General features: G+C 73.0%; 25 protein-coding genes. 8 read left to right on the top strand and 17 right to left on the bottom strand.

What is annotated here, in order from left to right; all coding sequences use genetic code 11:
• Positions 1-9 precede the first annotated feature (9 nt).
• The 4 genes from MicB006_RS06925 to ftsY form a co-directional block, all read right to left on the bottom strand.
• Positions 10-348, bottom strand: a complete 339-nt coding sequence (locus tag MicB006_RS06925; RefSeq protein WP_174537509.1) for a P-II family nitrogen regulator — start codon at positions 346-348, stop codon at positions 10-12.
• Between the two features lie 25 nt (positions 349-373).
• Positions 374-1,729, bottom strand: coding sequence for an ammonium transporter (locus MicB006_RS06920; protein ID WP_116504638.1), 1,356 nt, complete (start codon positions 1,727-1,729; stop codon positions 374-376).
• A 166-nt stretch (positions 1,730-1,895) separates the two neighbouring features.
• Positions 1,896-2,759, bottom strand: coding sequence for an aminoglycoside phosphotransferase family protein (locus MicB006_RS06915; protein ID WP_174537508.1), 864 nt, complete (start codon positions 2,757-2,759; stop codon positions 1,896-1,898).
• An 8-nt stretch (positions 2,760-2,767) separates the two neighbouring features.
• Positions 2,768-3,949 (bottom strand): signal recognition particle-docking protein FtsY, encoded by a 1,182-nt coding sequence (ftsY, locus tag MicB006_RS06910; RefSeq protein ID WP_073830380.1) that lies wholly within the window; start codon positions 3,947-3,949, stop codon positions 2,768-2,770.
• Between the two features lie 146 nt (positions 3,950-4,095).
• On the opposite strand from ftsY, the gene MicB006_RS06905 reads away from it, so the two are divergent.
• The 5 genes from MicB006_RS06905 (at position 4,096) to MicB006_RS06885 (ending at position 9,028) form a co-directional block, all read left to right on the top strand.
• Complete coding sequence (locus MicB006_RS06905) at positions 4,096-5,808, top strand: alkaline phosphatase D family protein (RefSeq protein ID WP_116504636.1); 1,713 nt, start codon at positions 4,096-4,098, stop codon at positions 5,806-5,808.
• A 13-nt stretch (positions 5,809-5,821) separates the two neighbouring features.
• Entirely contained in the window at positions 5,822-6,247 is a 426-nt protein-coding gene (locus MicB006_RS06900) for a MarR family winged helix-turn-helix transcriptional regulator (protein WP_073830382.1), read from the top strand.
• A gap of 110 nt (positions 6,248-6,357) precedes the next feature.
• Entirely contained in the window at positions 6,358-7,947 is a 1,590-nt protein-coding gene (locus tag MicB006_RS06895; RefSeq protein ID WP_116504635.1) for an MDR family MFS transporter, read from the top strand.
• A 2-nt stretch (positions 7,948-7,949) separates the two neighbouring features.
• Positions 7,950-8,438: a universal stress protein gene (locus MicB006_RS06890; RefSeq protein ID WP_116504634.1), complete on the top strand. Its 489-nt coding sequence runs from the start codon at positions 7,950-7,952 to the stop codon at positions 8,436-8,438.
• Positions 8,439-8,500: 62 nt separating this feature from the next.
• Complete coding sequence (locus MicB006_RS06885; protein ID WP_116504632.1) at positions 8,501-9,028, top strand: DinB family protein; 528 nt, start codon at positions 8,501-8,503, stop codon at positions 9,026-9,028.
• Positions 9,029-9,034: 6 nt separating this feature from the next.
• Here MicB006_RS06885 and MicB006_RS06880 read toward each other — a convergent pair whose 3' ends face one another.
• The 3 genes from MicB006_RS06880 to MicB006_RS06870 all read right to left on the bottom strand — a co-directional run bounded on the left by MicB006_RS06880 (position 9,035) and on the right by MicB006_RS06870 (position 13,758).
• Positions 9,035-9,652 (bottom strand): HAD family hydrolase, encoded by a 618-nt coding sequence (locus tag MicB006_RS06880; RefSeq protein ID WP_116504631.1) that lies wholly within the window; start codon positions 9,650-9,652, stop codon positions 9,035-9,037.
• The gene (gene smc, locus MicB006_RS06875; protein ID WP_116504630.1) at positions 9,649-13,248 is read right to left on the bottom strand and encodes a chromosome segregation protein SMC; all 3,600 of its coding nucleotides are present in this window, start codon (positions 13,246-13,248) and stop codon (positions 9,649-9,651) included. The genes MicB006_RS06880 and smc overlap by 4 nt, the downstream gene beginning before the upstream one ends.
• A gap of 315 nt (positions 13,249-13,563) precedes the next feature.
• Positions 13,564-13,758 carry a hypothetical protein gene (locus tag MicB006_RS06870; protein WP_013284566.1) on the bottom strand — a complete coding sequence of 65 codons (195 nt, stop codon included), beginning with the start codon at positions 13,756-13,758 and terminating at the stop codon, positions 13,564-13,566.
• Positions 13,759-14,131: 373 nt separating this feature from the next.
• On the opposite strand from MicB006_RS06870, the gene MicB006_RS06865 reads away from it, so the two are divergent.
• Positions 14,132-15,346: a CAP domain-containing protein gene (locus MicB006_RS06865; protein ID WP_116504628.1), complete on the top strand. Its 1,215-nt coding sequence runs from the start codon at positions 14,132-14,134 to the stop codon at positions 15,344-15,346.
• 77 nt (positions 15,347-15,423) lie between these two features.
• A complete protein-coding gene (locus MicB006_RS06860; RefSeq protein WP_116504626.1) occupies positions 15,424-16,293 on the top strand; it encodes an endo alpha-1,4 polygalactosaminidase in 870 nt (289 codons plus the stop codon).
• A 144-nt stretch (positions 16,294-16,437) separates the two neighbouring features.
• On the opposite strand, the gene MicB006_RS06855 is transcribed toward MicB006_RS06860, so the two are convergent.
• The 9 genes from MicB006_RS06855 to rsmD all read right to left on the bottom strand — a co-directional run bounded on the left by MicB006_RS06855 (position 16,438) and on the right by rsmD (position 24,193).
• Entirely contained in the window at positions 16,438-18,654 is a 2,217-nt protein-coding gene (locus tag MicB006_RS06855; RefSeq protein ID WP_116504624.1) for an MMPL family transporter, read from the bottom strand.
• A gap of 239 nt (positions 18,655-18,893) precedes the next feature.
• Positions 18,894-19,751, bottom strand: coding sequence for a bifunctional DNA-formamidopyrimidine glycosylase/DNA-(apurinic or apyrimidinic site) lyase (mutM, locus tag MicB006_RS06850; protein WP_116504622.1), 858 nt, complete (start codon positions 19,749-19,751; stop codon positions 18,894-18,896).
• Entirely contained in the window at positions 19,744-20,547 is an 804-nt protein-coding gene (gene rnc, locus MicB006_RS06845; protein WP_073830391.1) for a ribonuclease III, read from the bottom strand. The genes mutM and rnc overlap by 8 nt, the downstream gene beginning before the upstream one ends.
• Positions 20,544-21,503, bottom strand: a complete 960-nt coding sequence (locus tag MicB006_RS06840; RefSeq protein WP_192900265.1) for a phosphate acyltransferase PlsX — start codon at positions 21,501-21,503, stop codon at positions 20,544-20,546. The genes rnc and MicB006_RS06840 overlap by 4 nt, the downstream gene beginning before the upstream one ends.
• Positions 21,504-21,635: 132 nt before the next feature.
• The gene (rpmF, locus tag MicB006_RS06835; RefSeq protein ID WP_073830392.1) at positions 21,636-21,809 is read right to left on the bottom strand and encodes a 50S ribosomal protein L32; all 174 of its coding nucleotides are present in this window, start codon (positions 21,807-21,809) and stop codon (positions 21,636-21,638) included.
• A gap of 5 nt (positions 21,810-21,814) precedes the next feature.
• Positions 21,815-22,378 carry a DUF177 domain-containing protein gene (locus MicB006_RS06830; RefSeq protein WP_073830393.1) on the bottom strand — a complete coding sequence of 188 codons (564 nt, stop codon included), beginning with the start codon at positions 22,376-22,378 and terminating at the stop codon, positions 21,815-21,817.
• Positions 22,379-22,501: 123 nt separating this feature from the next.
• The gene (locus MicB006_RS06825) at positions 22,502-22,999 is read right to left on the bottom strand and encodes a hypothetical protein (RefSeq protein WP_073830394.1); all 498 of its coding nucleotides are present in this window, start codon (positions 22,997-22,999) and stop codon (positions 22,502-22,504) included.
• 157 nt (positions 23,000-23,156) lie between these two features.
• The gene (gene coaD, locus MicB006_RS06820; protein ID WP_073830395.1) at positions 23,157-23,633 is read right to left on the bottom strand and encodes a pantetheine-phosphate adenylyltransferase; all 477 of its coding nucleotides are present in this window, start codon (positions 23,631-23,633) and stop codon (positions 23,157-23,159) included.
• Entirely contained in the window at positions 23,630-24,193 is a 564-nt protein-coding gene (gene rsmD / locus MicB006_RS06815) for a 16S rRNA (guanine(966)-N(2))-methyltransferase RsmD (RefSeq protein WP_073830396.1), read from the bottom strand. The genes coaD and rsmD overlap by 4 nt, the downstream gene beginning before the upstream one ends.
• A gap of 251 nt (positions 24,194-24,444) precedes the next feature.
• Here rsmD and MicB006_RS06810 point away from each other — a divergent pair, with 251 nt between their 5' ends.
• Positions 24,445-25,386 carry a cell wall anchor protein gene (locus MicB006_RS06810; RefSeq protein WP_116504620.1) on the top strand — a complete coding sequence of 314 codons (942 nt, stop codon included), beginning with the start codon at positions 24,445-24,447 and terminating at the stop codon, positions 25,384-25,386.
• A gap of 81 nt (positions 25,387-25,467) precedes the next feature.
• Here MicB006_RS06810 and MicB006_RS06805 read toward each other — a convergent pair whose 3' ends face one another.
• A complete protein-coding gene (locus MicB006_RS06805; RefSeq protein WP_116504618.1) occupies positions 25,468-26,400 on the bottom strand; it encodes a serine hydrolase in 933 nt (310 codons plus the stop codon).
• Between the last annotated feature and the right edge of the window lie 57 nt (positions 26,401-26,457).

Here is a 26,457-nt window from a genome sequence, read left to right as displayed (position 1 = left end):
GTTCGGCCGTCAGAGGGCGTCGAGCCCGCGCTCGCCGGTGCGTACCCGGACGACCTCTTCGACGCCGGTCACCCAGACCTTGCCGTCGCCGATCTTGCCGGTCCGGGCGGCGCCGACGATCGCGTCCACGATCTTGTCGACGTCGATCTCGTCGGTGAGCACCTCGACCCGGATCTTGGGCAGGAACTCGACCGTGTACTCGGCACCCCGGTAGACCTCGGTGTGCCCCTTCTGCCGGCCGTAGCCCTGGACCTCGCTGACCGTCAGCCCGGCCACGCCGAGGGCGTGCAGAGCCTCCTTCACCGCGTCCAGCTGGTACGGCTTGATGACCGCGGTCACCAGCTTCATGTCCAACCCCTCCATCCCAGGAACGTTAACCGGCGACCTTCTCGCTGACCGGCGCGGACTCGTCCGGCTCGACGGCGGCATCCGAGCCGGGCTTGCCGGCGCCGATCCCGGCCATCGCGAACGCGCCACCGCTGCTGCCCGTGGTGGGCGACAGGTCGTAGCCGCTCTCCGCGTGCTCGGCGATGTCGATGCCGTCGACCTCGGACTCGGCGGAGACCCGGAGGCCGATCGTCTTGTCGATCACGAAGCCCAGGGCGAAGGCGACGACGAAGGAGTAGACGCTGACGATCAGCGCGCTGATCGCCTGCTTGCCGAGCAGCGTGGCGTCGCCGCCGACGAACAGGCCGTCGGTCTCCACCAGCGAGCTCACCGAGGCGGTGCCGAACAGGCCGATCCAGAGGCAGCCGATCCAGCCGCCGACGAAGTGCACGCCGACCACGTCGAGGGAGTCGTCGTAGCCGAGCCGGTACTTCAGGCCGACCGCGAGGGCGCAGACCGCACCGGCCACCACGCCCAGCAGCACCGCTGCGGCCGGGGTGATGAACGCACAGGCCGGGGTGATGGCGACCAGACCGGCGATGGCGCCGGACGAGGCGCCGACCAGGGTCGGCTTGCCGTCGCGCACCCACTCCACCACGATCCAGCCGAGCAGCGCCGCGGCGGTGGCGACCTGGGTGTTGATGAACGCCAGCGCGGTGACCCCGTCTGCGGTCAGCTCGGAGCCGGCGTTGAAGCCGAACCAGCCGAACCACAGCAGCGCGGCGCCGAGGGCGACCATCGGGACGTTGTGCGGCTTCATGCTCTCGCGCGGCCAGCCGACCCGCTTGCCGAGCACGAGCACCAGCGCGAGCGCCGCGGCGCCGGCGTTGATGTGCACAGCGGTACCACCGGCGAAGTCCAGCGCGCCGATGTCGCCGCCGATCAGCCCGCCGCCCCAGACCATGTGGGCGACCGGGAAGTAGACCAGTGTGGCCCAGCCGAACGCGAACAGCAGCCAGCCGGCGAACTTCACCCGGTCGGAGAGCGCACCGCTGATCAGCGCCACGGTGATGACCGCGAACATCATCTGGAAGGCGATGAAGACGTAGATCGGGATGCCGGTCTCGCCCCACAGGTCGTTCTCGCCGACGAAGGTCTTGGTGCCCAGGTACTGACCCAGGTCACCCCAGAACTTGCCGCCCTCGCCGAAGGCGACGGTGAAGCCGTAGAAAAGCCACAGGATGCTGACGAGCCCGATGGACGAGAAGCTCATCATCATCATGTTCAGAACGCCCTTGGACCGGTTCAGGCCGCCGTAGAACAGCGCGAGACCGGGGGTCATGAGCAGCACGAGGGCAGTCGAGACAAGCAACCAGGCAGTGTTCCCGGTGTCGATCTCCACGCTGCCTCCTCTCGTTGTCGTATTCCTCCCTCCGACTGAGTCCTGGCAGCATCGCCCGTCAGCCGGTTGCGCGGAAGCTTTGTCGCCGGCTGTTTCCTTCAGCGACACCGCGCGATTTCCGACGCGTGACGGGTTGTTTCCGGCGTGTGAAGAACGCCGATCTTGGTCAGCGCAGCGCGTACTCCAGCTGGTGCCGCTCGTAGTCGAGCAGCCGCAGGTCACGCATAGGGCGACGCAGGTGGCCCTTGTGGACGATCCGGACGAACGCCGGCTCACCGGCGGCGGCCATCCGCCGGATGCCCTCGACGTGGTCGACGATGCGCTTGCGGATGGTCCGGATGAGCCGGTGCCGGTCGCGCGGGATCAGCCCGTACGCGTCGGCGAACAGGCGCAGCCGGCGCGGACGGTCGGGGCGCTTCCAGCCGAGCGTCACCGAGTCACGGTCGGAGAAGATCGGCACCCAGGTCCAGGCCGCGTACGCCACGTCGTAGATGCGGGCGCCGGGCGAGGCGAGGTCGAAGTCGATCAGCCCGAGCGTGCCGTCCGGCCGCCAGATCACGTTGTGCGGCGCGGCGTCGTGGTGGCAGATCACCTCGGTGTCCGGCGGGGGCGGACCGAACGAGCGCCAGACCGCGCCGGGCGGCGGGGTGAATCCGTACTGGGCGTCGTGGAACATCCGCAGCATGGTGGCCACCGTGACCAGGGCCTCGTCGGTGACCCAGTGCGGGGCCAGCGGGTACTCCCCGCACTCCCCCTCCAGGTACGACAGGACCTCCCGGTTGCGCTCGTCCATGCCGAGCGCGCGGGGCGCGCCGGTGAAGCCGACGTACTCCAGGTGACGCAGCAGCGCGTGCACGGAGGGCGTCCACGGGCCGGCGTTGCGCCGGACCGTGTCTCCCACACGGACCACTGTGCTCACGTTCCCGCCGTGCAGCGGAATCTCCTGCGAAGTCACGTACGGTCTCCCGAGGCGTGGCGACGGGTGGCTGGGGTCGCGCCACCCCGCGTAGGCGCGATCGTCAGTCGTCACGGGAGAGGCTACGCGTCCCGGGCGAGCGGCTCGGTGCCGAGCAGCGCGTCGACGAACTGCGCCGGGTCGAACGGGGCCAGGTCGTCCTTGCCCTCGCCGAGGCCGACCAGCTTGACCGGGATGCCCAGCTTGCGCTGCACGGCGATCACGATGCCGCCCTTGGCCGTCCCGTCGAGCTTGGTCAGCACGACGCCTGTCACGTTGACCACCTCGGTGAAGACCCGTGCCTGCTCCAGCCCGTTCTGGCCGGTGGTGGCGTCGAGGATCAGCAGCGTCTCGTCGATCGGGCCGTGCTTCTCCACGACGCGCTTGACCTTGCCCAGCTCGTCCATCAGGCCGATCTTGTTCTGCAGCCGGCCGGCGGTGTCGATGAGCACGGTGTCCACGCCGGTGTCGATACCCCGCTTGACCGCGTCGAACGCGACGCTGGCCGGGTCGGCGGCCTCGGGCCCGCGGACCGTCTCGGCGCCCACCCGGCCACCCCAGGTCTCCAGCTGGTCGGCGGCGGCGGCCCGGAACGTGTCGGCCGCGCCGAGCAGCACGCTGCGGCCGTCCGCGACCAGCACCCGGGCGATCTTGCCGCAGGTGGTGGTCTTGCCGGCGCCGTTGACGCCGACCACCAGCACGACCGCCGGGACGCCCTCCTTCGGCGCGGTCCGCAGCGAGCGGTCCAGGCTCGGGTCGAGCGCGTTCACCAGCTCGGCGGCGAGCAGCGCGCGCAGCTCCTCCCCGGTGCGGGTGCCGAGCACGCGGGTCCGCTCGCGCAGCCGGTCGACGATCTCCCGGGTGGCGTCGATACCGACGTCCGCGGTGATCAGGCTGTCCTCGATCTCCTCCCAGGTGTCCTCGTCCAGCCGGTCGCGGCTGAGCAGGCCGAGCAGGCCCTTGCCGAGGGCGTTCTGCGAGCGGGACAGCCGGGAACGCAGCCGGACCAGCCGCCCGGCGGTCGGCTCCGGCACCTCGACCGGGGGGGCCTCCACCGGTGGGACCTCGACCACCACGCCGGTGGTGAGATCCGCCTCCGGGGCCTCCACCGGCGGGCCGGCCAGATCCTCCTCGGCCCGGGTGTCGACCTCCGTGCGCGGCAGCGGAGGCTCCGGGCGCCGGCGCAGCCGGGGCACCACGAGGCTCAGGCCGCCGATGATCAGCACGCCGAGCAGGGCGAGAGCGACGAGGAGGTATTCCGTCATGCCCGAAATCCTGTCAGATGCCGGCGACGGCGTCCCACTCACCGCCTCGGCACGCGAACAACCTGCGGGTACGCTCGCACCGGAAGGCGTACCGCAACCGCCGGCCGGGTAGGGAACAGCCGAAACGATCTTGACGGAGGTGCGTCGTGCCCGGTTCCCGCCTGCTCATCGGCCCGCTGCTGCGCCGGGTCGTCGACACGCGGGCGACCGTCTGGGTGGAGACCAGCTCGCCCGCCGTGGTCACCGTCCGCACCGCCGACGGCGCCACCGGCAGCGCGCCCACCTTCTCCGCGTACGACCACCACTACGCGATCGTCGTGGTGACCGGGCTCACCCCCGACAGCGCCACGACGTACGAGGTGCTGATCGACGGCGAGGTGGCCTGGCCGCTGCCGGACTCGTCGTTCCCGCCCAGCGTGATCCGGACGCGCGCGCTCGACGACGCCGACCAGCCGGTGCGGCTGCTGTTCGGCTCCTGCCGGGAGACCACCCAGCACTCCACCGCGCGCAAGCTGCCGCCGGACGCGCTGGACGCGTACGCCCGGCGGGTGATGGCCGCGCCCGAGCAGGCCGTGCTGCCCGACCTGCTGGTGCTGCTCGGCGACCAGGTGTACGCGGACGAGACCTCGCCGACCGTGCGGCGGCTGCTCAAGCGTCGCCGCAAGCGGCCGAAGGACGCCCCGGCGACGCAGGTGGTCAGCTTCGACGAGTACACGAAGCTCTATCTGGAGTCGTGGCGCGACCCGGAGATCCGCTGGCTGCTCGCCACCGTGCCGAGCGTGATGATCTTCGACGACCACGAGGTGATCGACGACTGGAACACCTCGCAGTCGTGGCGCGCGGACATGCGCGAGCAGCCGTGGTGGGCCGAGCGGATCCGCAGCGGCCTCGCCTCCTACTGGGTCTACCAGCACCTGGGCAACCTGAGCCCGGACGAGATCGCCGCCGACCCGGTGTACGCGAAGGTGATGGCCGCCGAGGACGCCACCGGCGTGCTGCACGAGTTCGGCGAGCGGGTCGACAAGGAAGCCGACCTGGCGCACGACACCGAGCGCTGGCGGGCCGTGCAGTACCAGTGGAGCTACGCGCTGGACCTGGGCCGCACCCGCCTGGTGATGCTGGACAACCGCTCCAGCCGGGTGCTCCTGCCCGGCAGCCGGGCGATGCTGCCGCCGGGCGAGTGGTCGTGGTTCCTCGACCAGGCGCACGGCGAGTACGACCACCTGGTGGTGGGCAGCTCGCTGCCGTGGCTGCTGCCGCCCGGCATCCATCACGTCGAGGCGTGGAACGAGCGCCTGGCCGACTCCAGCCGGCCCTGGGTGGCCCGGATCTCCGAGCAGATCCGCCGGGGCCTGGACCTGGAGCACTGGGCGGCGTTCCGGCGCTCGTTCGAGGCGCTGGGCGAGCTGTTCGCGCGGCTGGGCAGCGGCACCGCGCCGCGCACCGGGGCGCGGGTGGGCGCCGGGCCGGCGTACGCGCGACCGGCGTCGATCAGCGTGCTCTCCGGCGACGTGCACCACTCGTACGTGGCGCGGGCCCGGTTCGCCGACCGTGACGTCCGCACGCCGGTGCACCAGCTCACCTGCTCGCCGATCCACAACCAGGTGCCGGCCGGCATGCGCCCGCTGATGACGCTGGGCTGGAATCCGGGGCCGGCCGGGGCGACCCGGGCGCTGGCGCGTTCGGCCGGGGTACGCCGCCCGCCGGTGCGCTGGCGGAAGCTGGCCGGGCCCTATTTCGGCAACGCCGTGGCCACGCTCACCCACCAGGGCCGTCGGGCCGCCGTGGTGATCGAGGGCACGACCAGCGACGGCGAACTGCGACCGGTGGCGCAACAGCAACTCAGCGAGGGCGACTGAGTACCCTCTGAGCGTGGACGAGACGCTGCGCGCCGTGGAGCACGAGTTGACCGCGCTGCTGCGCCGCGGCCGGGCGCTGTCCTGGGAGATCGCCCGCGAGGTCCATCCGAACCTGGAGCCCAACGCGTACGGCCTGCTGCTCTGGCTGCGGCGGTCGGGGTCGACCCGGCTCACCGACCTGGCCGTCAAGCTGGGCATCGGCAAGGGCACGCTGAGCCGGCAGATCGGCGGGCTGGAGGCGCTGGGCCTGGTACGCCGGGACCCGGACCCCACCGACCGGCGGGCGGCCCAGCTCAGCCTGACCGAGGAGGGCACCCGGCGGTTTGACGCGGCTCGCGCGGCCCGACTCGGACAAATAAGGCGTTCGCTGGAGAGCTGGCCGAAAGAGGATGTGGCGGACCTCGCCCGGCTGATGCACCGCTTCAACGAGTCGTTCTGACAGGGCCCGTTCCGGAACAAAGCCGCCCCGCCACAAGTTGTTGCTTTAGGCAACCACACCCTACGGTTGCCCGAGGCAACATTTCTCCCCCGTTCCGGAGGCAATCCACGATGACTCAGGCGACTGCGCCCGCCCGGGCGACCGCCGTCGACATGTCCCACCGGCAGATCCTGGAGGCGCTCTCCGGCCTGCTGCTGGGCATGTTCGTCGCGATCCTCTCCTCCACGGTCGTCTCCAACGCGCTGCCGCGGATCATCACGGACCTGCGCGGCGGCCAGTCCGCGTACACCTGGGTGGTCACCTCGACGCTGCTGGCGACCACAGCGACCACGCCCATCTGGGGCAAGCTCTCCGACCTGTTCAGCAAGAAGCTGCTGGTCCAGATCTCCCTGGTGGTATTCGTGCTGGGCTCGGTGCTCGCCGGGCAGGCCCAGACCACCGGCGAGCTGATCGCCTGCCGGGTGGTGCAGGGCGTCGGCGCGGGCGGCCTCACCGCCCTCGCCCAGGTGATCATGGCGACGATGATCGCCCCGCGTGAGCGCGGCCGGTACAGCGGCTACCTCGGCGCCGTCATGGCCGTCGGCACGATCGGCGGCCCGCTGATCGGCGGCGTGATCGTGGACACCTCCTGGCTCGGCTGGCGCTGGTGCTTCTACGTCGGCGTGCCGTTCGCCGTGCTCGCCCTGATCGTGCTCCAGCGGACGCTGCGGCTGCCGGTGGTCAAGCGCGACGTGAAGATCGACTGGTGGGGCGCCACGCTCATCACCGCCGCCGTGTCGCTGCTGCTGGTCTGGATCACCCTGGCCGGTGACAAGTACGACTGGATCTCCTGGACCAGCGGTGCGATGGTGACCGGCGCCGCGCTGCTCGGCGCGCTCGCCGTCCGGGTCGAGAAGCGTGCCGCCGACCCGATGATCCCGCCGCACCTGTTCCGCAACCGCACCATCACGCTCGCCGTCATCGCCAGCATCGCGGTCGGCGTCGGCATGTTCGGCGCCTCGGTGTTCCTCGGGCAGTACTTCCAGATCAGCCGCGGCGCCAGCCCCACCATGTCCGGCCTGATGACGCTTCCCATGATCGGCGGCCTGCTGGTCTCCTCGACGGTGGTCGGCCGGATCATCACCGCCACCGGCCGCTGGAAGAGCTGGCTGGTCATCGGCTCGGTGCTGCTCACCGCCGGCTTCGCGCTGATGGGCACCATGCGGGCGGACACGCCGTACTGGCACCTCGCCGTGTTCATGGCGCTCATCGGTCTCGGCGTCGGCATGTCCATGCAGAACCTGGTGCTCGCCGTGCAGAACACGGTCCGTCCGGACGAACTCGGCGCGGCAAGCTCGGTGGTGTCCTTCTTCCGCAGCCTCGGCGGCGCGATCGGCGTGAGCGCGCTCGGCGCGGTGCTCGGGCACCGGGTCACCGGTTACCTGGCCGACGGCCTGAGCCGGCTGGGCATCCCCGCCACCGGCTCGGGTGGCGGCGGCCTGCCGGACGTGCACACGCTCCCCGGCCCGATCCGGACCGTCGTCGAGTCCGCGTACGGGCACGCCGCCGGTGACATCTTCCTGGCCGCCGCCCCGTTCGGGCTGCTCGCCCTGGTCGCTGTGGTCCTCATCCGGGAGGTGCCGCTGCGCCGCTCCAACGCCGAGCCGGTCCCCGCCGCGCGGGAGACGGCCGAGGCGGTCCCGGCCGGAGCGGGGGACTGACGATGGACGCCGCGGAACGTGAGCGGTACGGCCCGCAGACCCGGCCGTCGCCCTACGAGCGGGGTACGGACGGGCCGCGGGTGGTGCTCGTCGGCGTGGACGGCAGCCGCACCTCGATGCGTGCCGCCGCCTACGCCGCCGCCCTGGCCCGCCGCCAGGGCGCCGCGCTGGTGGCGGTGTTCGTCAGCGCGGCGGCCACGTACAGCGCGATGCTCTCCGGCGTGGTGGCCGGCGCGCTCCAGCAGACCCACGACGAGCTGGCCGCCGAGCTGCGCGACGAGTGCCGGCGCGGGGCCGAGGAACTGGACCTGCCGGTGACGTTCCTGTGCCGGCGCGGCGACGCCTACACCGAGCTGTGCCGGGCCGCCGACGAGCACCGCGCCGACATGGTCGTGGTCGGCTCCTCCGAGCAGGCCGGGCACAAGCTGGTCGGCTCGGTCGCCACCCGGCTGGTCCGCACCGGCCGCTGGCCCGTCGTCGTGGTGCCCTGAAAGGAAGGGCCCCCTGTTAACGCCTCGCGTTGTACAGGGGACCCCTCTTAACATCTGCGCCCATGACCTGGACCGTGCCTGAGATCGACCGCCGCCACGAGCCCTACGTCGCCGACGAGCGCACCATGCTCGAAGGCTGGCTCGACCACCATCGCGACACGCTGGTGCACAAGTGCGCCGGGCTGACCGCCGAGCAACTGCGTACCCGCAGCGTGGAGCCCTCCGGGCTGACGCTGCTCGGCCTGGTCCGGCACATGGCCGACGTGGAGCGCTGGTGGTTCCGCGTCCGCGCCACCGGCCAGGAACTGCCCGACCTCTACGACTACGACGCCGACCCGGACGCGGACCTCAACGACATCGCCGACGCCGACCCGGCCGAGGCGTTCGCCACGCTGCGCGCCGAGATCGAGGCGGCCCAGGCAGCGGTGGCCGGCCTGCCGCTGGAGCACACGTTCCGCCACCGCCGGGGCGACACCACGCACGAGATCAGCCTGCGCTGGGTGTACGTCCACATGATCGAGGAGTACGCCCGGCACAACGGCCACGCCGATCTGATCCGGGAACGCATCGACGGCGTCACCGGCACCTGAGCCGGATCAGTACGCCAGCGCCGCCCGCAGGTAGCGCAGGTCGGCCGGGCCGCTCCAGCGGTGGGCGGACAGCCCGGCCACCCGGGCCCCGGCCACCGCGCGGTCCTCGTCGTCGACGAACAGCACCCGGGCCGGGGGCGTCCCCAGCGCCTCGCAGGCGGCCTGGAAGTACTCCTTCGCCGGCTTGTGCACTCCGACGACAGAGGAGTTGACGATCACGTCCAGTTCCTCGGTCAGGCCCAGCGCGGCCAGGTCGGCGTCGAGCAGGTCGGTGGCGTTGGTCCCCAGCCCGACCCGGATGCCGCCCGCCCGCACCTCGCGGATGAACGCCAGCACGTCCGGGTCCACCTCGCCGCGGTAGCTCTGCCACTCCTGGACCGCCGCACGGGCCCGGTCCGCGCCGACCGCGGGGGTCAGCGCGTCGGCCACGCTCACCATCCACTGGGCGTGGCTGACCTGGCCGGTCAGCACCGGCTGGAGCAGTCCCCAGGACATCGCGATCTCACCGAGGACACCCTCGGTCAGCCCGTACTCCCGCTCGACGCCGGCGGCCACCGCCGGATCCCAGCGGCGCAGCACGCCGTCGAAGTCCACCAGGAGCGCCGTGGCGCGTTCCCGACTCACTCGCTCGTCACCTGTTCCTCGTCGTCGGCCCGGTTGAGCCGCTGGCTGATCACCTGGGTCACGCCGGCCCGCATGGTCACCCCGTACAGCGCGTCGGCGATCTCCATGGTCCGCTTCTGGTGCGTGATCACGATCAGCTGGCTCTTCTCCCGCAACTGTGCCAGCAGCGTGATCAGGCGGCCCAGGTTCACGTCGTCGAGCGCCGCCTCCACCTCGTCCATGATGTAGAACGGGCTGGGCCGGGCGCGGAAGATCGCCACGAGCATCGCCACGGCGGTCAGCGACCGCTCGCCGCCGGAGAGCAGCGAGAGCCGCTTGATCTTCTTCCCCGGCGGCCGGGCCTCGACCTCGACGCCGGTGGTGAGCAGGTCCTCCGGGTCGGTGAGCACGAGCCGGCCCTCGCCGCCGGGGAACAGCACCGTGAAGACCTGCTCGAACTCCCGCGCGGTGTCTTCGAACGCGCTGGCGAAGACCTCCAGGATCCGGTCGTCCACGTCCTTGACCACGGTGAGCAGGTCACGCCGGGTGGCCTTGAGATCCTCCAGCTGCTCGGAGAGGAACTTGAAGCGCTCCTCCAGCGCGGCGAACTCCTCCAGCGCGAGCGGGTTCACCTTGCCCAGCAGGGCCAGTTCCCGTTCCGCCTTGGCGGCCCGCTTCTCCTGCACCGGCCGCTCGTAGCGCACCGGGTCCGGCACCGGCCGGCCGTCCTTCTCGGCCAGCGCCACGTCCGCGTCGGTGGGCGGGACGAGCCGGTCCGGGCCGTACTCGGCGACGAGCGTGGCCACGTCCAGGCCGAAGTCCTCGGCGGCCTTGGCCTCCAGCTGCTCGATGCGCATCCGCTGCTCCGCGCGGGCCACCTCGTCGCGGTGCACCTGGCTGGTGAGCCGTTCCAGCTCGGCGGCGAGGCGCTTGGCCGCGCCGCGTACCTCGGACAACTCGGCCTCGCGGGCGGCGCGCTCGCGGGCGACGGCGTCGCGGTGCTCCTCGGCCCGGGCGATCGAGACGGTGAGCCGGGTGAGCGCCTCCCGGGCGCCGCCGACCACGGCCCGGGCGATCTGGGCGCCGCGGGCGCGGGCCGCGCGCCGGGCGGCGGCGCGCTCCCGCGCCGCGCGTTCGGCGGTGGCCTGCCGGGCCAGCGAGTCGGCACGTCCGGCGATCGAGGCCACCCGCTCCTCGGCGGTACGCACCGCGAGCCGGACCTCCATCTCGTTCTGCCGTGCCTGCGGCACCATGGCGGCGAGCTGGTCGCGTTCCTCGGTGGACGGTTCGGCGTCGAGCGGGGTGGCCTCGGCCAGGCGCAGCCGTTCCTCCAGCTCGGCCAGTGCCGCGAGGTCCCGTTCCCGGGCCGCCTCGGCGCGTGCCCGGGACTCGCCGAGCCGGTCGGTCTCCGCCTTCGCCGACCGGGCGGCCGCGCCCAGTTCGGCGAGGCGGCGCGCGGCGGCGTTGCGGTGGCTCTCCGCCTCCCGCTTGGCGGCGGCGGCGTGCTGCACGGCCTCCTTGGCGGCAGCCACCTCGGCGCGCGCCTCGGCGAGCTGTTCCCGCAGCTCGGCGGCGGTCCGCTCGGCGGTGGCGCGGTTCGCCCGCGCCTCCTCGACGGCGGCCTGCACCTCGATGAAGCTGGGCGCCTTCGCCGACCCGCCCGCCGCCGCCCAGGCACCGACCACGTCGCCGTCTGGGGTGACCGCGCGCAGCTCCGGGTTCGCGGCGACGAGCGCGGACGCGGCGGCCAGGTCGTCGACGAGCGCGACGTCGCGCAGCGCCCGGTGCACGGCCGGCCGGATCGCGGCCGAGCACTCCACCAGGTCGGGCGCCCAGCGCGCGCCCTCGGGCAGTTTCGGGCGCAGGGCGTCCGCGGAGCCGTCCATGCCCGGCCCGGCGGGGCTGCCGACCAGCAGCCCGGCCCGGCCGGCGTCGGAGATCTTGAGCAGCCGCATCGCCTCGACCGCTTCGTCCACGCCGGTGACGGCCACCGCGTCGGCGAGCCCGCCCAGCGCGGCGGCGAGCGCCGCCTCGTCGCCGGGGGCGTCGGTGAGCAGCCCGGCGAGGCTGCCGAGCAGGCCGGGCACCTGGTCGGCGCGGGCCAGCAGCTCACCTGCGCCGTCCTTGCGGCGCAGGCCCATCGCGAGCGCCTCCTCGCGGGCCTTCCAGGTGGCGGCGTCCTTCTCCGCGGCGCGCTCCCCGTCGGTCAGGCTGCGCACCGCCGCCTGGGCCCGCTCGTGTACGGCCACCGCCTCGTCGTGCCGGGCGTCCAGGTCGGCGTTGTCCCGGTCGGCCTCGGTCGACTGCTCGGCGACCGCGTCCACGTCGGCCTGCGCCTTCTCGGCCCGGCCCATCGCGTCGGCGTGCGCGGCGGCGAGCCGTTCGATCTCCTCGCCGGCGCTGGTGGTCCGCGCCCGGGCGGAGTTCACCTGGCCGGTCAGGCGGGCCAGCCCTTCGCGCCGGTCGGCGATCGCCTTGGCGGCGGCGACCAGTTCCCGCTCGGCGGCGGCGAGCTGCCGTTCCAGCTCCTGCCGGTGCTCGACCGCCTCGGCCAGCCGGATCTGGTCCTCGGTGAGCGCGGCGCGCAGCTCCTCCTCCTGCTCACGGACCCGCCGCGACTCCGCCTCCAGCTGTTCCGGGTCGCGGCCGGGGCGCTCGTCGTCGCCGGCTGCGCTGAGGTGACGCAGCCGTTCCCGGGCCAGTTGCTCGATCGAGCGGAACCGTTCCTGGAGCGCGGAGAGGCGGTACCAGGTGTCCTGCGCCGCCGCCAGCAGCGGCGCGTCCTCGGCCAGCGCCGCCTCCAGCTCGCCGAGGCGGCCCTGCACCTCGCCGTGCTCGGCCTCGATCACCTCGCGCCGCTCCCGCAGCGCCGTCTCGTCGGCGATCTCCTTGTCCAGTGTGGTCCGCAGCGTGTGCAGGTCGTCGGCGAGCAGCCGCAGCCGGGCGTCGCGCAGGTTGGCCTGGATGGCGGCGGCGCGGCGGGCCACCTCGGCCTGCCGGCCCAGCGGTTTGAGCTGGCGGCGCAGCTCGGCGGTGAGGTCGGTCAGGCGGTTGAGGTTGGTCTGCATCGCGTCGAGCTTCCGCAGCGCCTTTTCCTTGCGCTTGCGGTGCTTGAGGACGCCGGCCGCCTCCTCGATGAACGCCCGCCGGTCCTCCGGCTTGGCGTGCAGCATGCCGTCGAGCCGGCCCTGCCCGACGATGATGTGCATCTCGCGGCCGATGCCCGAGTCGGAGAGCAGCTCCTGGATGTCGAGCAGGCGGCAGGAGTCGCCGTTGATCTCGTACTCGCTCTCGCCGGAGCGGAACATCCGGCGGGTGATGGAGACCTCGGTGTACTCGATCGGCAGCGCGCCGTCGGTGTTGTCGATGGTGAGGGTGACCTCGGCCCGGCCCAGCGGCGCGCGTCCGGCGGTGCCGGCGAAGATGACGTCCTCCATCTTGCCGCCGCGCAGCGCCTTGGCGCCCTGCTCGCCGAGTACCCAGGCGATGGCGTCGACGACGTTGGACTTGCCGGAGCCGTTCGGGCCCACCACGCAGGTGATCCCGGGCTCCAGCTTCAACGTCGTGGCGGAGGCGAAGGACTTGAAGCCCTTCACCGTCAGGCTCTTGAGATGCACCTTCTCGATCCTCGTCCGGTGGCCGCCGTACCGTCGCCGGCTGCGCGGACCTGGTGAACCCGCAGACTAACCCGGGACCGCGACGCCGCCGCGACGCGACCCACCCGACGCCCGCGGTGTCCGTTTTCCGCCCGGCCGTCGTGGGGGGAACGGAAATGCATGATCACAATTACCGGGCGCAATTCCGGGCGGTTTCGCAAGATCGAGAATTACGGCGGGAACCACGAAAAGGGGTACGCACATGGCTGCGCGCCGGCACTTGAGTGTCGGCGCGCTTTTCGGTGTGGTGCGATTCAGTTTTCCGGCGACTGGAGATCAGGTCAGCGCGGGCTCGGCCAGACGGAGGAGGTCGTCGGCCTCCGCCGCTGCCGCCGCAAGCCGATCGTTGTCGGCACGCAGACGCGTGATCTCGAACTCCAGTGCCTGAACCCTGGCACGCAGACGGGTGACCTCGTCGAGCAGGCGCCGGTCGGGCGCTGCACTTACGTGGCCGTAGAGGGCCTTCGCCATGCTGAACTCCTTGATGTGCGCTGCCGGAAAGGCCGGCCAACGCGCGCCCATGATGTTCGCGGCTACCATTCCCACTGCATCGGGGCATGGCTGGGCGCGACTGGCGACACCACTATATTGAGCCGAAACCCCCTGCTTCGTCAAGTTGACCAAGGCCGTAGATCATCTCCACGTCGGCCGGGCCACTCACCGGGGGGCTGCCACAAGGCGCGGACACGCTCTGTCCGGACGCCTTTACTGTACGCCGGAAATGTGTGAACGCCTCACTCCCGGCGGCTGCTTCGCCTTAACTCTTCCTTAGCCACGTTGCTGCAGCTCCGAGCGCGCCCGTAGCGTCACCCCGGCCCGCAACCAACCCGTGAAGGGGACAGGCGTGTACCGCTGGAACGACCCGATCGACCCGGAGGGCACCGCCCGGCGCCCCGAGCAGCCGACCGACGAGGGTCCGGCGTGGCTCACCGACCGGCCCGAGCCGCGGTCGTCGTACCTCTTCGGAGACGGAGCGCAGCAGCCGCCCGCCGGCTACGGCCCGGCCGGTTACGACCCCGAGCCCGCCGGCTCCTACCCGCCGCCCCGCGACCGGTGGAACGGCGAGGAACAGCCCACCGCCGCCTGGCCCGGCCAGGAGCAGCCCGCCAATGCCTGGCATGGCCAGGAGCAGCCCGCCGATGCCTGGCACGCCCAGGGGCCGGCCAGGACCGGCCACGAGCAGCCCACGGCCGCGTGGCACGGCCAGGAGCCCGCGTGGCACGGCCACGAGCAGCCGGCCGGCGGCTGGGAGCAGCCCGCCGCGACCTGGCAGCCGGCGAGCGACATCCCGGCCGACGAGCCGCGACCCCGCAAGCGGCGCCTGTCCCGGCCGCTCGTGATCGGCGGGGCCGCCGCCGCGGCGACGCTCGTGGTGAGTCTCGGCGTGGGCGCGGTCCTGCTGCCCGGCGACGACCAGGGCACGAAGCGGTCCTCCGCCGACGCCCCGGTGGCCGCCGCACCGCAGGCTCCCGAGGATGCCGGGGACGGCCCCGCGGAGGCGCTCGCTGCCGAGTCGGGCAGCCCGTCGGCCGCACCGACCACCGCCGCGCCGAGCCCGTCGAAGAAGGCCACCCCGAAGCCGAGCCGCAGCACCGCGCCGTCGCGGCAGCAGGAGCGCAGCAGCGCCCCGAGCGGCGGCGGCACCGGGGCCACCAAGGCCACCGCCACGACCGCGCTGAGCGCGGAACTCCAGAAGGTCGTCACGCTGGTGAACCAGGAGCGGGCGAAGGCCGGCTGCAAGGCGCTGACCGTGAACGCCAAGCTGAACCTGGCCGCCCAGCGGCACAGCCAGGACCAGGCCGACCACAAGAAGATGGACCACAACGGCAGCGACGGCAGCGAGCCCAAGAACCGGGTGGAGCGCGCCGGCTACAGCTGGAGCATGGTGGGCGAGAACGTCGCCTGGGGCTACCAGAGCGCGGCCGAGGTGATGGACGGCTGGATGAAATCCGACGGGCACCGGAAGAACATCCTCAACTGCGGGTACACCCAGATCGGAATGGGTCTGGCGCGCAGCAACGGGCCGTACTGGACGCAGGTCTTCGGCACGCCGCGCTGACCGCGCGTCGTGACGGGCCCGGCGCTCGTTGACCGGTCGGGGGCGGCGTCGGGCCGCCCGCGTCCGGGGAGTCGTCGATGCGGATCCGGCCGGGGTGGGCCGTGCCGCGCGCCCGGCCGGCCCGCGTCCGCCGACGTGGCCCGCGCCGGGGCGTGGCGCTCGCGCTGACCGCTCTGCTGCTCGCCCCGGCGCCGGCCTGCCGGCGGCCGATCACGCCGCCCGGCGCGCCCACGCCGTGGCCGGTCGCGCAGGCCGACAGGTGGCGGTGGCAGTGGCAGCTCGCCACCCCGGTGGACGTCACCGTCGACGCCGACGTCTTCCTCCTCGACCCGGTGGCGACCACCTCGACCGAGACCGCCGCGCTGCGCGAGCAGGGCCGCCGGTTGGTCTGCCACGTCCGGGTCGGCACGTACGCCGCCGACGATCCGGACGCCACCCGCTTCCCCGCCGCCGTACGCGGCTCGGCAGTGCCCGGGCGGCCGGGGAGCCGCTTCCTGGACGTACGGCGCTGGGACGCGCTGTCACCGGTGCTGGCCGACCGGTTCCGGCTGTGCCGGGGCAAGGGCTTCGGCGCGGTGGCGCTGGCCGACGCGGACGGCTACCGGTACCGCTCCGGTTTCCCGCTGGACTTCGACGACCAGTTGCTGTTCAACCGCCGGCTGGCCGGGCTGGCCCGCAAGCTCGGCCTCTCCCCCGGACTGGTCGACGACGTGGCGCAGGTGGCCGCGCTGGCGCCCGACTTCGACTTCGCGGTCAACCAGGAGTGCGTACGCCACCGCGAGTGCGCGAAACTGCTGCCGTTCGTCGACGCCGGCAAGCCGGTCTTCCACGTCGAGTACACGGGTGAGCCGGCGGACTTCTGCGTCACCTCGGTCGGCTACGGCTTCGCCTCGATCCGCAAGGATCGGCAACTGGACGCCTGGCGGGAACCCTGCGTGCTGCCGTGACGCCCCCGCTCCCGGGTGGGAACGGGGGCGCCGGGGCACAGCTCAGCCGGTGGCGGCGTCGCTGAACTATGACTCTCAGGTATACCGCGCGAACACGGATGCCTTCTCGGCGGTCGGCACGAGCCGGCGCGGGTCCGATCGGGCTCAGCGGGCGCCGACCAACTCCGGCGCCGGGGCGGGCGGCGGCTCGACCGCCGGGGCGACGACCGTGCGGCGGCGCATGAAGCGCGGCGCCCACCAGTTCGCGTCCCCCAGCAGCGTCATCACCGAGGGCAGCACGACCGCTCGGATGATCGTGGCGTCCAGCAGGATCGCCGCCGCCAGGCCGATGCCGAGCTGCTTGAAGTCGATCATGCTGAGCGTGGCGAAGATGGAGAACACCGCCACCATCACCACCGCCGCGCTGGTCACCACCCCGGCCGAGGAGGTGATGCCGTGTGCCACCGCCTCCCGGTTGGGCATGCCCCGGTCGACCGCCTCGCGGATCCGGCTGACCACGAAGACGTGGTAGTCCATGGACAGTCCGAAGAGGACCACGAACAGGAACAGCGGCAGCCAGGTGACGATCGCGTCCATCGAGGTGAAGCCGAGCAGCCCTTCCGCCCAGGTGCTCTGGAAGACCAGCACCAGCAGCCCGTACGCGGCGCCGGCGGAGAGCAGGTTCAGCATGATCGAGGTCAGCGCCACCACCACCGACCGGAACGTCCACGCCATCACCAGGAACGTCAGCGCCAGCACGAACGCGGCGACGATCGGCAGCTTCGCCCAGATGTGGGCGGCGTAGTCCTCGCTGGCGGCCACGCCGCCGCCGACCGCGTACTCCACGCCCGGGATGCCGCCGAGCGTGGCCGGGACCAGGTCCTCGCGCAGCTCGTGCAGCGACCGGGACGCCTCGTCGGAGCGGCTGGCGTGCGGCGTCGCCACCTCCAGCACCGACACCCGCCGGTCCGCCGACACCCGGATCTCCGGGCCGTCCGCCTCGGCTGGCGCGAAGAGCGTGTCCGTGGCGGTCCGGCCGGCCAGGTCGGTGAGCGCGGCCCGCACCCGGTCGGCCTGCTCGGCGGGCGCCCGCACGGCGACGGTGTGGCTGGTGCCGTTGCTCGGGAAGGCGGCGGTGAGCCGGTCGTACTCCTGCATGGCCGCGGTGTTGCGCGGCACGTCCTCCGGGCCGGGGAACTTCAGCTTCATGCCGAGCGCGGGCGCGGCCAGCGCGAGCAGCAGCGCCACCGAGATCAGCAGCGTGGCCACCGGCGCGCGCAGCGCGGGCTTGAGCACCGCCGGCCAGAACCGGGGCCGGGCGGGCCGACCGTCGCGCGGCGCGGTGAGACGCCAGAGCAGCGGCACCCGGGGCCGGTCGACCCAGCGGCCCAGCTTCGCCAGCAGCGCCGGCAGCACGGTCAGCGAGCCGATCACGGCGACCGCCACCACCAGGATCGAGCCGACGGCCAGAGACGAGAAGATCGCGTCCTGGGCGAGCAGCAGACCGCCCATCGAGATGATCACGGCGGTGCCGGAGACCACCACGGCGTGCCCGGAGGTCTCCGCCGCGATCTCCACCGCGTCCAGGCCGGACCGGCCCTTCGCTCGTTCCTCACGCTCCCGCCGCACGTAGAACAGCGAGTAGTCCACCCCGACCGCCATGCCGATCAGCAGGATGACGCTGGCGGTGGTGTCGGTGGCCGGCACCAGGTGCGAGGCGAGTGTGGAGAGTCCCATCGCGGCGGCCACCGAGGAGAGCGCCAGCAGCACCGGCACCCCGGCGGCGATCAGCGCGCCGAACGCGATGATCAGGATGGCCAGCGTCACCGGCAGGCTGAGCAGTTCGGCGCGCTTGAAGTCCTTGCCGAGCGTGTCGTCGAGCGCCTTGTCGATCGACGGGCCGCCGACCTGCTCCACCCGCAGTTGCGGGTGCGCGTCCTGCACCTTCGCGGTGGTGTCCCGCAGCGGCTGCACCCGGTCCCCGGCGGTGCCCGGGTCGCCCGACATGGTGATCGGCAGCAGCAACGCGCTGCCGTCGCGCGACGGCATCGGCGTACCGATCGAGGCCACGCCGTCGACCTGCCGCAGCCGGTCCGCCGCGTCCTGCGCCGCGGCCTTCGCCGCCGTCTGGTCGAGCGTCCCCGAGCGGGCGGTGATCAGCACGTTCTCGGTTGCCGGCCGGTCGAACCCGCCACTGTCGACGATCAGCTGTGCCCGTCCGAACTCGCCGATCGCCTGATCCTCGTCGGTCGCCTCGTTCAACCCGGCGGCGCTGCCGCCGACGAAACACACCGCCACGAAGACCACCCACAACGCGATCGCGCGCCACGGATGCTCCGCACTCCACCGTGCCAGCCGCACGGTCACCGGTCGCCTGCCCATGTCCCGGGTTCCACCCTCCTGATGCCGGCCCTGTGCCGACCCCAGATGACGCTAGGCAGCAGGTGGGGACCCGACATCGGGGAACGGCCCCCGCTCGTCCCCGATCCCGTGGACGCGGTCCGCGCGGCCGGAACCGGCCGCGCCGACCGGGCGCAAAAGGACATCTCCGGGTACGCTCCGGCGCGTCTCCGGGGACCGCCCGGCGATGCACACCGGCGCAACCCCGAACCGGCTCGGGGTCATCCCCGGAGGGTGCCCCGGGGCCGCGGCTGACACCGCGGGCAACTGTAGGAGGACCGGTTCATGAACGCCTCACGCCGGATCGGCGCGCCGCAACGCGGGCAGGGCTCCTCCTCCCGGCCGTACGCGTTCAGCGACCTGTCGAAGTAGCCGCTCTCGCCGTTGACGTTCACGTACAGCTCGTCGAAGCTGGTGCCGCCCTGCTTGATCGCCTCGGCGAGCACGTCCCGCACGTGCCCGAGCAGCCGCAGCGCGGCCGGGCGGGTCAGCGCGTCGGTCGGGCGGACGCCGTGCAGCTTCGCCCGCCACAGTGCCTCGTCGGCGTAGATGTTGCCCACCCCGGAGATCAGCGTCTGGTCGAGCAGCGCCCGTTTGATCTCCGTACGCTTGCGCCGCAGCGCCGCCACGAACGCCTCGTCGGAGAACTCCGGGTCCATCGGGTCGCGGGCGATGTGCGCGATCTCGGCCGGCAACTCCGCCCCGCCTTCGGAGACGGACAGCCCGCCGAACGTGCGCTGGTCGACGAAGCGCAGCTCCGGCCCGTCGTCGGCGAACCGGAACCGGACCCGCAGGTGCAGCTCGTCGGCCGCGCCGACCGGCTGCAACAGCAGCTGGCCGGACATGCCGAGGTGGCCGATCACCGCGTCGCCGCTGTCCAGCGGCAGCCAGAGGTACTTGCCCCGGCGGCGTACGCCGGTGATCGTCCGGCCGGCGAGCACGTCGGCGAAGTGCGCGCCGCCCGGCGCGTGCCGGCGTACCGCCCGGGGGTGTCGCACCTCGACGGCGGCGATCCGCCGCCCGATCACCCACTGGGCCAGCCCCTGCCGGACGGTCTCGACCTCGGGCAGCTCAGGCACGGCCGGCGCCCGCCTCGACGTCCGCCGCCTCGTCCTGCCCCGCCGCTTCGTCGCGCGCTCCGGCCGCCGCCTCGGCCTCGGCCTCGGCCCGCTCGGTGATCGTCCGCCAGGCCGACTCGGCGGCGCGCTGCTCGGCTTCCTTCTTGCTGCGCCCCTCCGCGCCGCCGTAGCGGTTGCCGGCGACCACCACCCAGGCGGTGAACGTCTTCAGGTGGTCCGGCCCGGTGCCCTCGATCCGGTACTCGGGCACGCCGAGCCCCAGCGCGGCGGTCAGCTCCTGGAGGCTGGTCTTCCAGTCCAGCGCCGCGCCCCGGCCCGCCGACTCGGCCATCAGCGGGTCGAAGAGCCGGTGGATCACGATGGCCGCGGTGTCCAGGCCGTACTGGAGGTAGATCGCGCCCAGCAGCGCCTCCAGCGTGTCGGCCAGGATGCTCGCCTTGTCCCGTCCGCCGGTGGCCTCCTCGCCCTTGCCCAGCAGCAGGTATGCGCCCAGCCCGTCCGGGCCGAGGCCACGCGCCACGTCGGCCAGCGCGCGCATGTTGACCACGCTCGCGCGCAGCTTCGCCAGCTGCCCCTCGGCCAGGTCGGGGTGGTTGTGGAACAGCGCGGTGGTGATCACCACGCCGAGAACCGAGTCGCCCAGGAACTCCAGCCGCTCGTTCGTGGGCAGGCCGCCGTTCTCGTACGCGTACGAGCGGTGGGTCAGCGCGCGTTCCAGCAGCTCCGGGTCGAGCGACACTCCGAAGGCCGCCTCCAGGTGGCCGACGGGAGCACGCCGCCGCTTGTCGTTGGTCATGGTGCTACCTCGGTGTCGTGTCGGTCAGGTGCGGATTCGTGCGGAACGTCGGCGAGCAGGGCACGGACCGTCCCGGCGGCGTCGCGGCGCCAGAGGTGAGCGGCCAGGGCGATACCCGAGGCGACGTCCTCGGAGCCGGCCGCGCCGTGGCAGACGACCACGGTGCCGCCCACCCCGAGCAGGGCGGCGGCGCGGGGCGCGCCGCCGTTCGGCGGGGGGCCACCGGCCATCGCGTACGCGCCCTCGATGGCCTTCAGCAGGACGTTGCCGGTGAAGCCGTCGGTCACCACCACGTCGGCGCGGGTGCCGAGGGAGATGTCGTACCCCTCGACCAGGCCGACGTAGCGCGCGTCACAGGGCAGCGCGAGGGCGGCGAGCGCGGGATCGGCGTGCCGGCGCAGCCGGTCGCCCTTGCCGGTCTCGTGGCCGACGGAGAGCAGCCCGACGCGGGGCGCGGTGACGAAGTGCGCCACGGCCGCGTAGGCGGCGCCCAGGACGCCGTGCCGGGCCAGCGTGGCGGGACCGGACTCGAGCGTGCCGCCCACGTCCAGCAGCACCACCGGGCCTTCGACGGCGGGCAGCGTGGCGACGAGAGCGGGCCGGCGTATCCCGGTCCAGCGCCCGAGGCCGAGCGCGGCGGCGGTGACTGTGGCGCCGGTCGAGCCGGCGGAGACCACGGCGTCGGCGAGACCGTCGCGGACGGCCTGCACGGCCGCGCGTACCGTGCTCTCGCCGCGCGCGGCGGTGGGATGGTCGGCCATGCCGACGGCGGCCCGCACCGGGCGGACGGTGACCCGGGTTCGCTGCGCCGGGTCGAGCGCACCGATCAGCTCGTCGGCCACCTCGATCGGGCCGACGAGCATCAGGTGCAGGGCGGGATCAGTGCGTACCGCTCGCAGAGCGCCGTCAACCACGACGGCGGGAGCATCGTCCCCGCCGAGGAGGTCGACGGCGATCCGCGCGGTGCCCGGCTCCGCAGGTCCGCCGGCCGGGAGCCGGTCGGCGGTGAAGGGAGCCGGGGCACCGGGCGAGAGCCTTGGTGCGCGCGTCACCCGACCGGTGGTCGGGGACGTCACTCGGCGGCCGCGTCAGACCTCGAGGACCTGACGGCCGTTGTAGGTGCCGCAGACGGAGCAGGCGGCGTGCGGCAGCTTGGCCGACTTGCACTGCGGGCAGGCCACGGTCGCCACCACCGAGGCCTTCCAGTTCGCCCGGCGGGCGCGGGTGTTGCTGCGCGACATCTTGCGCTTGGGGACGGCCACGGTTCTTACTCCTCTGTACGGGTCAGTTGCGTCAGGCTCGCCCAACGCGGGTCGACCTGCTGATGGCTGTGATCGGCCGGCAGATCGTCCCAGTGCACCCCGCAGTCGGGGCACAGCCCTGGGCAGTCCTCCCGGCAGAGCGGGTTGGTCGGCAGCGCCAGCACCACCGCGTCCCGCAACGCCGGCTCCAGGTCGATCAGATCGCCCTGCATCCGGCCCACCTCGTCCTCATCGGCCGTGTCGTCCGTGGTGCTGTTCTCGTACGCGTACAGCTCCTGGATCGTCACGGCCAACGAGTCGTCGATCTCGCGCAGGCAGCGCCCGCACTCGCCCTTGACGGGACCGGTGACGGTCCCGGAGACGAGCACGCCCTCGGACACCGACTCCAACCTCAGGTCGAGGTCGAGGTCCGCGCCCTCCGGCACGCCGATCAACTCCCCGCCGAGGTCCGCCGGTGCCGGCACGACCCGCTTGTGCGTACGCAACGCGCCAGGTCGGCGCGGCAGTTCCCTCGTGTCGAGGACCAGCGGCGACCTGGGGTCGAGTGTGCTTGGCGAGTGTTTGGGCATAGTCAGACTCCGGCCGATGAGAGGCCGACAAAGAAGGTTACCTGCCAGGCGGCGGACCGTCGAACCGGGGGCGGACCTCCGGCTCGGCGGCAGCCGGCTGTCGGCGACCGGCCCGTGCGCCGCTCAGAAGGGTAGCGGGCGGTCCGCCTCGTCCCCGGCGAAGGTGCCGATCTCGCGCAGCGCGTGCATCTTGTCCCGGCCGCGCTCTATCGAGGCGAGCGCCCGGGTGAGGAACTGCTCGAAGTTCGCCAGCGCGGTGTCGACGTAGTCGTCCACCTCCTCGCGGAGGCGCTGCGCCTCGGCCCGCGCCTCGGCGATGATCCGCGCGCCCTCGTGCTCGGCCGAGACGGTGATCTCGTTGACCGAGACCAGCCGGGCGTGTTCCGCCTCACCCTCGCTGATGATCCGGTCGGCCTCGCGCTTACCGGCCTCCATGATCTTGTCCCGCTCCTCCAGCAGCGCGGCGGCGCGGCGCAGGTCGGCGGGAAGCTCCGCGCGCAACTCGTCGAGCACGGCGATCATCTCGCCCCGGTCGACCATGCAGTTGTTGCGCGACATCGGGACGGAGCGGGCCTGCTCCACCATGGCGATCAGTTCATCGATGCGATCGAGCGGGTCCACCGGTACCTCACTCCTGTCTTCGTCGGCCGCCCTCCATGATGCGGCCTGCGCCCGGCTTCGGCGCTGCACACATCATGTCGCGCCCGAGCCACCGACGCCCCACCCGCCCCACCCGGCGCGTCGCCCCCGGCCGCCGTCGCCGCCCACTCCGGGTGGGTCAGGGGCGGAGGCGGGTGGTCAGCTGCTCTCGGACCAGGTCGGGGACGTGGGCGGAGATGTCGCCGCCCCACTTCGCCACGTCCTTGATCAGGCTGGACGAGATGAACGAGTAGAGCGGGTTGGTCGGCATGAACAGCGTCTCCACGCCGGCCAGGCCGATGTTCATCTGGGCCATCTGCAACTCGTAGTCGAAGTCGCTCACCGCGCGCAGGCCCTTGATCAGCACACTCGCCTGCTGGGCGCGGCAGAAGTCGACGAGCAGGCCGCGGAACGACTCCACCCGGACGTTGTCGTACGAGGCGGTGACCTCGTGGAGCATGTCGATCCGCTCCTCGACCGTGAACAGGCCCTGCTTCGACTGGTTGATCAGCACCCCGACGATCACCTCGTCGAACAGCCGGCTGGCCCGGCCGATGATGTCGAGGTGACCGTTGGTGACCGGGTCGAACGAGCCGGGGCAGACCGCACGTCTCATGATCGGCGACCGTACCAAAGAGTGGTCTCGCCGTAACGTCTGCTGCGCTCCGGAGTGACACCTTCCACCCACGTGACCGGTCCGGATCGGCTGGACCGCTCGACGATCACGAGGGCGTCCGGGGCGAGCCAGCCGCCGTCGACCAGCGCCGCCAGCATCGCGGTGATCTCGGCGTCCGGCACCGCGTACGGCGGATCGGCGAAGACCACGTCGTACGGCCCGTCGGCCGGACCGGCGGCCAGCACGGTGGCGACCTTGCCGGTGACCAGGCGCGCGGCGGGGGCGGCCCGGAGCGCGGCGATGTTCTCCCGGACGACCCGGGCGGCCCGCGCGTCGGACTCGACGAGCAGCACGTGCGCCGCGCCCCGGGACAGCGCCTCCAGGCCGACCGCGCCGGAACCGGCGTACAAGTCGGCGAAGCGGGCCCCGTCCAGGTCGAGATCGGCCTGGACGGCGCTGAACAGCGCCTCCCGGACCCGGTCCGAGGTGGGCCGGGTGCCCGCGCCGGGCGGCGCGGCGATCCGCCGTCCGCCGAGCGTGCCGGCCACGATCCGGGTCACCGTCGCTCCCTGCGCATGCCACGACGCTACGCGACGGGCGCGCCGGGGTGGATCGAGCACCCGGAGGCGACGCCGGGTGACTCGACGTACATCAATGATCTCGAATTCATAACGGACCCTTTACGACCCGTCGATCTCGGTAACGCCCGCGCTGTCGATCTCGCTAGGGTCTGGCCCGATTGCCGAGCGGACGCGTGGCTCCGGTCCCTCCGCCCGGGTCTCTCCCATCCTCCCCCTCGTCAGGAGCAGGCGTGAATCGTCTCCACCTCCGGCGTGCCGCCGTCCTCACCGCCGGCACGCTGCTCGGCCTCGCGGGCGTCGCCACCGTCGCCGGCCCGGCCGCCGCCCACCACCCCGAGCCGTCCGGCAGCTACTGCGCCACCCCGAACGGCGCGGTCACCGTCACCTGGTCCGTGACCAGCAGCGAGACCGACATCTCCGGCCGCATCACCAAGCTCGTGTCCACAGTGCCCGGCCCGGTCGACGGGGACCTGGCGGTCGGCGCCGAGCTGAAGCCGGCCGGGAAGGGCACGCTCACCGGCACCCAGACCCACACGTTCTCCGGCCCGGTCCCGGAGCTGAAGCTCACCGTCGGGGCGCACTGGGACCGGGGCCGCAAGTCGCACGAGGGCGAGCGGACCGTGACGGCCCGCCCGGCCCGCGACTGCGCGACGCCGAGCCCGTCGCCGTCGCCCAGCACGCCGCCGAGCGCCACCCCCTCGCCGAGCACGCCGCCGCGGACCACCACCCCGACGCCGTCGGCGTCCGTCCCGCCGAGCCCGTCCACCCCGCCCAGCTCTCCGCCCGCGCCGGCAGAGCCGATCTTCAAGCTCGACCAGGACTGCGACTCGATGACGTTCGTGGTGGAGAACCCGGCGGCGGGCGCGCCGTTCACCGCCACGCTGACCACCGAGAAGGGCGTCACCCGGACGCTCGCGTCCGAGCCCGGCAAGACCAGCTCGGTCGAGTTCGACGCCTACCCGGGCCTCAAGGTCACCGTGAAGTACGACGTGGTCGAGGACGCCGAGACCATCCCGTACGCCCAGCCGGACGACTGCTCCGGCCAGGGTGGCGGCCTGCCGGTCACCGGCCCCGCCGCGGGCGCCATCGCGGGCGGCGCCGCGCTGCTGCTCGCCGCCGGCGCGGTGCTGTTCGTGACGGCTCGTCGCCGCCGGATCCGCTTCACCGCCTGATCCGCACCCGAGGGCGCGTCGACGACCGGTCGGCGCGCCCTCGCCGTGTGTGTGCCGCGGGCCGGCACGGGCCCGGCGCGGTCAGACCGTGTCGAGCACCGACGTGACCGCGACCGGGTCGACCTCGGCCTGGTTGGTCAGCAGGACGAGCCGCTCGTCGGAGTCGGGCAGCCAGGCGGCGAACGCCTTGTAGCCACCGTTGTCCCCGGAGTGGTGCAGCGCCCGCCGGCCGGCGAGCGGGCCGACGAAGAACCCGTAGCCGTACGCCTCGTCGGGCCGGCCGGTGGGCGCGTGCGGCGCGGTCATCGCCGCCACCGAGGCCGGGGCGAGCAGCCGGCCCCGGCGCGGTACGTCCAGCCAGGTGAGCAGGTCCGCCCCGGTGCACCAGACGTCACCCGCGCCCATGCTCACCGTCGCCAGGTCCCAGGACGGCACCGCACGGCCGCCCTCGTGCCCGACCGCCACGTCCGGCCGCCCGTCGCCGGAACCGGCGAAGCTGCCAGTCATGCCCAGCGGCGCGAAGACCTCCTCGGCGAGGAACTCGGCGTACGGCCGGTCGGCCGCCCGCTCGACGGTGCGGGCCAGCAGCACGTAGCCGGGGCTGCTGTAGTGCCATCCCGCCCCGGGCCGGAACAACGGCGGCAGCGCCGCGAACCGGTCGAGCAGTTCGTCCGGCTCGGCCGGCCCGTGCAGGTCGATCGCCGGGTAGTCCTCCCAGTGGCCGAGGCCGGACGTGTGGGTGAGCAGGTGGTGCAGCGTGATGCCGGACCACTGCGGCGGCGTGCCGGGCAGCCGGCGTACGACCGGGTCGGACAGGCTCAACGCTCCCCGCTCGGCGAGCAGCAGCACCGCCACGGCCGCCATCTGCTTGCTGATCGAGGCGATCTGGAATCGCGTCGCCGGGGTGCAGCGTCGGCCGGACGTCTCGTCGGCGACTCCGGCGACCCGGTCCACCAGAAGCTCGTCACCTCGGGCCAGAAGCAGCACGCCGCGTTCGAGTGATGGTGTCGACATCTGCGCGAGCCTAGGCACGCCACGCGCGTGCCGCAGCCCCGCGACCGCACCGGCCCG

The sequence above is a fragment of the Micromonospora sp. B006 genome, assembly GCF_003408515.1.
GTDB lineage: Bacteria > Actinomycetota > Actinomycetes > Mycobacteriales > Micromonosporaceae > Micromonospora > Micromonospora echinospora_A.
Note: the sequence above shows the minus strand (reverse complement) of the source record. Positions and strands in the feature narration are given on the sequence as shown.

Bases quoted from the DNA above. Each gene is read 5' to 3' on its own strand.
- MicB006_RS06925 (WP_174537509.1), bottom strand. From the start codon at position 348: ATGAAGCTGGTGACCGCGGTCATCAAGCCGTACCAGCTGGACGCGGTG.
- ftsY (WP_073830380.1), bottom strand. From the start codon at position 3,949: ATGACGGAATACCTCCTCGTCGCTCTCGCCCTGCTCGGCGTGCTGATC.
- MicB006_RS06895 (WP_116504635.1), top strand. From the start codon at position 6,358: ATGACTCAGGCGACTGCGCCCGCCCGGGCGACCGCCGTCGACATGTCC.
- MicB006_RS06890 (WP_116504634.1), top strand. From the start codon at position 7,950: ATGGACGCCGCGGAACGTGAGCGGTACGGCCCGCAGACCCGGCCGTCG.
- MicB006_RS06885 (WP_116504632.1), top strand. From the start codon at position 8,501: ATGACCTGGACCGTGCCTGAGATCGACCGCCGCCACGAGCCCTACGTC.
- MicB006_RS06870 (WP_013284566.1), bottom strand. From the start codon at position 13,758: ATGGCGAAGGCCCTCTACGGCCACGTAAGTGCAGCGCCCGACCGGCGC.
- MicB006_RS06860 (WP_116504626.1), top strand. From the start codon at position 15,424: ATGCGGATCCGGCCGGGGTGGGCCGTGCCGCGCGCCCGGCCGGCCCGC.
- MicB006_RS06855 (WP_116504624.1), bottom strand. From the start codon at position 18,654: ATGGGCAGGCGACCGGTGACCGTGCGGCTGGCACGGTGGAGTGCGGAG.
- rnc (WP_073830391.1), bottom strand. From the start codon at position 20,547: ATGACCAACGACAAGCGGCGGCGTGCTCCCGTCGGCCACCTGGAGGCG.
- MicB006_RS06830 (WP_073830393.1), bottom strand. From the start codon at position 22,378: ATGCCCAAACACTCGCCAAGCACACTCGACCCCAGGTCGCCGCTGGTC.
- coaD (WP_073830395.1), bottom strand. From the start codon at position 23,633: ATGAGACGTGCGGTCTGCCCCGGCTCGTTCGACCCGGTCACCAACGGT.
- MicB006_RS06805 (WP_116504618.1), bottom strand. From the start codon at position 26,400: ATGTCGACACCATCACTCGAACGCGGCGTGCTGCTTCTGGCCCGAGGT.